Origin of the sequence: Paenochrobactrum glaciei (assembly GCF_039522165.1) — a bacterium.
Taxonomy (GTDB): domain Bacteria; phylum Pseudomonadota; class Alphaproteobacteria; order Rhizobiales; family Rhizobiaceae; genus Paenochrobactrum; species Paenochrobactrum glaciei.
In genome coordinates this window covers 1-5,475 of record NZ_BAAADE010000028.1, presented here as the reverse complement: position 1 = coordinate 5,475, position 5,475 = coordinate 1, and the positions used below count along the sequence as shown (strand labels likewise).

Here is a 5,475-nt window from a genome sequence, read left to right as displayed (position 1 = left end):
ATTTTGTGATTTATGGGAAAAACAATAGAAGTGGCCGCTGATCGCGCTTTTGATCAGACAAAAACGGTGCTGCCGGCTGAAATGGCTCGGGGAATTTACATGCGTAATTCCCCGAGCCTGCAGGCGCTTAAATTACTGCACTTGATGATAGGCACAGCAGCCGGTCGCATGGCCGATGATGTGCGCCATGAAATCCGCCTTGCAGATATTCGCGCCATTGAGGGCATGAAAAATCACGACCGTGCATCAATCCGACCTCTATTTGAGGATTTGCGCGGCGTTGTTATGACGTTTGATGATCCGGCAGCACTGCAAGAAACTATAGGTGGCATCATTGATCATGCTGTAATTGATTATCGTCATGAAACGACAGGTGAAATTCTCGTTTCTTGGTATTTCGGGCGCATGTTTCGAGATATGGCGGCTAAATCGAACCATTGGGCAATTTTAGACCGCCAGACCGTTTTTCATTTAACCAGCAAATATTCTGTGCTGTTGTTCCAGCACATTACGTCATTGATCAACCTGCAATTCATTAATGAAAAAAACTTTAGTATACCGGAATTGCGCGCTTTGCTGGGTGTTACTGAGGGAAAACTAGAAGCATTTGGACACCTAAATGCTCGTGCAATTCAGCCGGCAATTGAGGAAATTAATCACCTATCGCGCTTCACTTTAAAGGCTACCCCCAAGAAAATAGGTCGCACTGTCGTCGGCATTACAATTTCATGGGCGCAAAAGACTGATAGAGCGCCTGTAGCAAAGGAGCTAGGCGCATCCAAGGTCGGGCGCAAGGCGCGACAGCAAGGCAAATCAGAGACGGTTTATGAGCCTTTTCCGGCGGAAGGATCAATTCACTTCACCAAATGGGAGAAGCTGGCGCGCCAGCATGTGCAAGTATCGGAGCTACCAGACCTTAGTTTTCTCAGCAATCGATTCCGTAGTTTTGCCAAAAATCGAAATCTTGAGCTAACAGCGCACAACATTGAACAAGCTTTTATAAACTGGTGCGCTAAATACAAACTGTGAATTTCCAAGATCCAGACTTAACGTATTATGGCCAATTGTTTGTGTTGAAAATCATTAACTTAAATGTGCAATAGTCATCATGATTGCCACTATGGCAGCCATAAGGATAGTCATTATGTCGACAGAGTCTCTGACCTATAAAGAACTTGCTAAAAGGCTCAACATTAAGCTTACCTCCGCCCGTAGGACGGTCATGCGAAAGAAGTGGCAGCGCATTAAGGGTAATGACGGCGAAACTCGTGTTTTGGTGCCATTGGTAGCATTAGATAGTCATAATGATAGTCATAATGATAGTCGCAATGACAGTCAGATAAGAGAATTACAGGCGAAAGTTGATGCTTTAAATGAGTTGCTATCATCTGAGCGCCAAAGAGCCGACATATGCGAGAAACGTGTTGTATCTGCTGAAGCTGATCGTGATCGTTGGTATGCCGAGGCAAACAAACCTTTATTTAAGCGCTTATTTGGATGATTTGGGGAGAAACAAATGAACAATGATCAGGTCTTATTTGAACTGAAACGAATTAGTGCGCAGATTGAGGGGCTCCGTGATTCGAGACTTACTAGAGTCGTGGATATGGGATTGGGGGGCGTGTTGGCGCTTTTAGGCCTTATTCTCTGGCGTATTTGGTAGCGCGCTTTGGACGAAGACGAAAAGGCTATCATGGATGAAGGCTGGGAGTGCTAACTCGGCCAGCCTCAAACCTCAAAATCAAATATTATGGAAAACGCAGTATTTCCCGTTGCCGCTTTCATACTCGCCTACGCTACCGCCAGCCATTGAGCAGTAAATGCTCGGATATTTGCCAAACTCTTTAGCTGAAATCATACCTTGCAGATAAATCGTCACCAGCACACCTAAAATAACCCCTAGAAGCAGCATGGACGATAGCCACACCCAGAACCCTCCAAAATAGCGCCAAGCCTCTCTGCGGGCTTCTCCGGCGTTTTTTGAGTATATTCTGGCAGCATTCAAAATCTCTTGATGACTATTTGTAATCGCCGAGCTTGCCGCCTTACTGGCAGCGCTGCTTGCGTCTTGCTGAACTTGTTGCTGTAATTTCGCAAAACCGTTGGAAACTGAACGCTCCAATTTTTCCGCAGCCATCGTAAAAGTCGTAACATCTTCAGTAATTTTATCGTTGATCACGCTGGCTTCGGGATAAGACAGGCTAGACAGCTTTAACTGTTTGATGTCGTTTCGCAGGAGCGTCAGTTCATCCGCGAAAATCGTGAACGGGTCTTTGCCGCCAGATGCCTTACTCATTTGGTTCGCCCGCCTTTTCATCCAGCAGGACAAGCAGATCCGCTACGGCTTTTTGATCAATCTCTCTGGTTAAACCGGCACGGATTCTTTCTGCTAGATATTTTGCGCGTCTGCCATCTTTGAGCGCATCATTAATTAAGATCGAACCGACAATGATTTTACGCCGTGTTTCAGTTGCCTTCGCTTTGGCTTTTAAGCGCTGTAGCTTGGCTTCGGCTTCTTTAATTTTCTGCTCAATCGTCTGTGACATGAATCCGGAATCCCCAATATTAAGTTCGTTGATTTTTAGGCATTAAAGGTTTACGGTCAAGACACGAAGTGCCCACTTATACAAACTGCTACACGTTTGTGTGGGTAGGGGATGCTACGCTCCCCTTAACCCCTAGTTAAGGCGTTGTGCTCAATTGGCGATTTATCATTTACGAGCAACGATGATTTCGCGATCTCAAGGGCGCAGCGCAACTGCGGCTAGTGCCTATCGTGCAGCAGAACGAATCGAAGATCATCGCACTGGACTTGTATTTGATTATGAACGGCGTAGCGGCGTTGAGCACACTCATATTCTTGCCCCAGAAAACGCACCAGAATGGGTGCATAATCGCGCCGAGTTGTGGAATGCTGTTGAAGCGGCAGAGACACGCAAGAATAGCCAAGTCGCCCGTGAAGTTCGCATAGCCCTGCCCCATGAGTTTAGCCAAAGCGAACGCATTGAGGCAATTACAGCCTTCTGTAACGAACATTTCGTCAGTCGTGGAATGGTGGCCGATATTGCCTGGCATAGTCCTGGTCAAGATGGTGATGAACGTAATTATCACGCGCATATTATGCTGACGACACGCGAAATCACTGCAGAAGGTTTTACAACGAAAAACCGCGATTGGAACAAGGTCGAGCTTTTAGAGGAATGGCGGGAAGGTTGGGCGAACACGGTCAATTCATGCTTTGAACGTAACAACCTTATTGAACGGATCGATCATAGAACACTAGCGGAGCAACGTGAGGAAGCACTGGAGCGAGCCGCCCATGCAGAGGAACATGGTGACCGTGATATACAGGTGGCTCAAACCCTGCGGGCTTTAGAGCTTGACCGGAGACCGCTGCCACAGCTCTCAGTGGGAGCATGGCAAATGAAGGAGCGCGGCGAGGATATTGAAACCGTGCGCAAGTGGTATGATGTTAAGGCCGCGACCTTGGAGATCAAGGAAACTGTTCAGGAAATAGCCGGTTATTTTCGGGAGGTGATGGGGCGCGGCAAAGAGCATGTCAGTTCGCTTGCCGATAGAGTTCGCGAAGCCGCAAGTAGCATGGATTTTTCTGCCTATGCAGAGCGCGCCATGGATGTTGTGAAGGGCTTTCGACAGGAAGAACAGCATGAGCAGCGTGAAGTTGAAAAACAGGCGCAGCAGCTGGAAAATGAACGCTTAGAGCAAGAGCGAAGCAGCCACAGTTGCGGATTTAGCCATGAGATGTGAATTAGTTTAGTATATCATAAATCAAACCTAACTTAAATTACTATCTATCCTAGACAAAGCAATATAGTCAAAATATTAGATTGATAATAAAGAAAAAACTATAAATTTAATTACTAGGGGGGGGGCGGCCATGAGACAATTTTTATTAATGTGCGGAGTAGTATTATCCTTACACGGATGCTCAACTTCTAGCAGTGAGGGGGTGCCAACACCTTCCGGTAAGGTTATGCAGGAAGTAAAATGCAGCAGCTCCACAAGCAGTTGTTTCAAAAAAGCAAATGCGATATGTAAGGGGGCATATCAGGTTGTAGATAGTTCAAGCAATTCAGGTGGGGTTGTTGCAGATATAATCCCTGGCCCTGTTACGTGGTATCGAATGTCTTTTCTGTGTGGTAAAAGCGATGGAAGAATGCCTTCATTCCCATTTAGAGGGCAGCAATACACTCCTCCTCCTATTGTTACGACACAATCTAAAACTACCACATGTAATACGTATGGAAATAGCGTGACCTGTAATAGCTACTAGTTGTCCTCTGACGACGAGCTTAATCCAGCACAGCCTTAGCTCATTACTGTTTTATGGTATTAATCAATCGAACTATCTACGAAGTATAAATCTATCGCTTTTTGTACGCAGTTGCTGGAATGATTGATCTGCACCGCAATGTCAGAACTCGCATACGGTTGCCTCAAAGCATTTTCTGCAAATTCGTTGGTTGTGATTGGAGGGAGCGGTGGCGCATACAGTCCGAGCAGGGCAACCGCTCCGTGAGAAAATTCAACATGAACGTAGCCATTGGCGAATTTGATGGCCTTGATCGATAACGACATACTTTTCTCCAAAGGAATTACTTAAAAGCAAGAGGTAGCATACTGCCACCAATCGAAACAGGCTCGACTGCTTCGCTCACTCGTTCGCTACGGCGCTATTTGATTTGCGCGCTTCACTCGTGAGCTATGGGTGCTCTATGAGAAAAATTTATATGCTCATTTCTTTAGCCAGCTATCAGGCACTCTTCAACAAATCTTGTGTTGTTCGATCGATTGCAGAGCGTACTATAGCAACATGTGGGGCGAGTTGTGTTCCGTTTGGCATAGAGGTTTCAGGTAAATCATCAAGAATTAATGCAGTCGCCGATCTGTAATCATCTGCGTTACCACAGCAATAGTTTCTATCACCAATACTTACTATGACGGCACCATTATAATGTTTTCCATAAGTTTCATTTGGATGGCGCTCCCAAAAAGAACTATTACCGATAAATCTCCAGTCAGATGATATCATTCTTTAAACCTTAAAATTATTAATCCTTTAGGATGATAGCATATTTTCTTCACTATTTCTATTTGCCCCCTATATATACTCCCCCCGTCCCATCCTTTCTTTTCAAAAAATTTAAAAAATGCGCAAAGCGCGCTTCTTGTTCTATTGTTCTAACAGTTCCTTTCTTTTTTGTTATTTAAAAACAAATACTTGTCTATTTATAAATCACATATTGGGCCGTATAAATCACATATTGGGCCGTATAAATCACATATTGGGCCTGATGGTTGCATTGACAAATCACTTCATGTGATTTATTTTGTGATTTATGGGAAAAACAATAGAAGTGGCCGCTGATCGCGCTTTTGATCAGACAAAAACGGTGCTGCCGGCTGAAATGGCTCGGGGAATTTACATGCGTAATTCCCCGAGCCTGCAGGCGC

8 protein-coding genes are annotated in these 5,475 nt (G+C 45.2%); 3 read left to right on the top strand and 5 right to left on the bottom strand.

Annotated features, from left to right (window positions below):
- Positions 1 to 30: 30 nt before the first annotated feature.
- Both ABDZ76_RS17380 and ABDZ76_RS17375 read left to right on the top strand, forming a co-directional pair.
- Positions 31 to 1,029: a replication initiation protein gene (locus tag ABDZ76_RS17380; protein ID WP_343808572.1), complete on the top strand. Its 999-nt coding sequence runs from the start codon at positions 31 to 33 to the stop codon at positions 1,027 to 1,029.
- A 115-nt stretch (positions 1,030 to 1,144) separates the two neighbouring features.
- Entirely contained in the window at positions 1,145 to 1,501 is a 357-nt protein-coding gene (locus ABDZ76_RS17375; protein WP_343808569.1) for a hypothetical protein, read from the top strand.
- A gap of 240 nt (positions 1,502 to 1,741) precedes the next feature.
- Here the strand turns inward: ABDZ76_RS17375 and ABDZ76_RS17370 are convergent, their stop codons facing one another.
- Together ABDZ76_RS17370 and ABDZ76_RS17365 are read right to left on the bottom strand one after the other, a co-directional pair.
- Positions 1,742 to 2,296: a hypothetical protein gene (locus ABDZ76_RS17370; protein WP_343808566.1), complete on the bottom strand. Its 555-nt coding sequence runs from the start codon at positions 2,294 to 2,296 to the stop codon at positions 1,742 to 1,744.
- Complete coding sequence (locus ABDZ76_RS17365) at positions 2,289 to 2,546, bottom strand: mobilization protein (protein ID WP_343808563.1); 258 nt, start codon at positions 2,544 to 2,546, stop codon at positions 2,289 to 2,291. Before ABDZ76_RS17365 ends, ABDZ76_RS17370 begins: the two co-directional genes overlap by 8 nt.
- 154 nt (positions 2,547 to 2,700) lie before the next feature.
- On the opposite strand from ABDZ76_RS17365, the gene mobQ reads away from it, so the two are divergent.
- Positions 2,701 to 3,768, top strand: a complete 1,068-nt coding sequence (mobQ, locus tag ABDZ76_RS17360) for a MobQ family relaxase (RefSeq protein WP_343808560.1) — start codon at positions 2,701 to 2,703, stop codon at positions 3,766 to 3,768.
- Between the two features lie 585 nt (positions 3,769 to 4,353).
- Here the strand turns inward: mobQ and ABDZ76_RS17355 are convergent.
- The 3 genes from ABDZ76_RS17355 to ABDZ76_RS17345 form a co-directional block, all read right to left on the bottom strand.
- Positions 4,354 to 4,599 carry a hypothetical protein gene (locus tag ABDZ76_RS17355; RefSeq protein ID WP_343808557.1) on the bottom strand — a complete coding sequence of 82 codons (246 nt, stop codon included), beginning with the start codon at positions 4,597 to 4,599 and terminating at the stop codon, positions 4,354 to 4,356.
- Between the two features lie 175 nt (positions 4,600 to 4,774).
- On the bottom strand, positions 4,775 to 5,053 hold the full coding sequence (locus ABDZ76_RS17350) for a hypothetical protein (RefSeq protein WP_343808552.1): 279 nt from the start codon (positions 5,051 to 5,053) through the stop codon (positions 4,775 to 4,777).
- 193 nt (positions 5,054 to 5,246) lie between these two features.
- Positions 5,247 to 5,475, bottom strand: a 229-nt coding sequence (locus tag ABDZ76_RS17345; RefSeq protein WP_343808548.1) for a hypothetical protein, incomplete at its 5' end; no start/stop codon positions are given.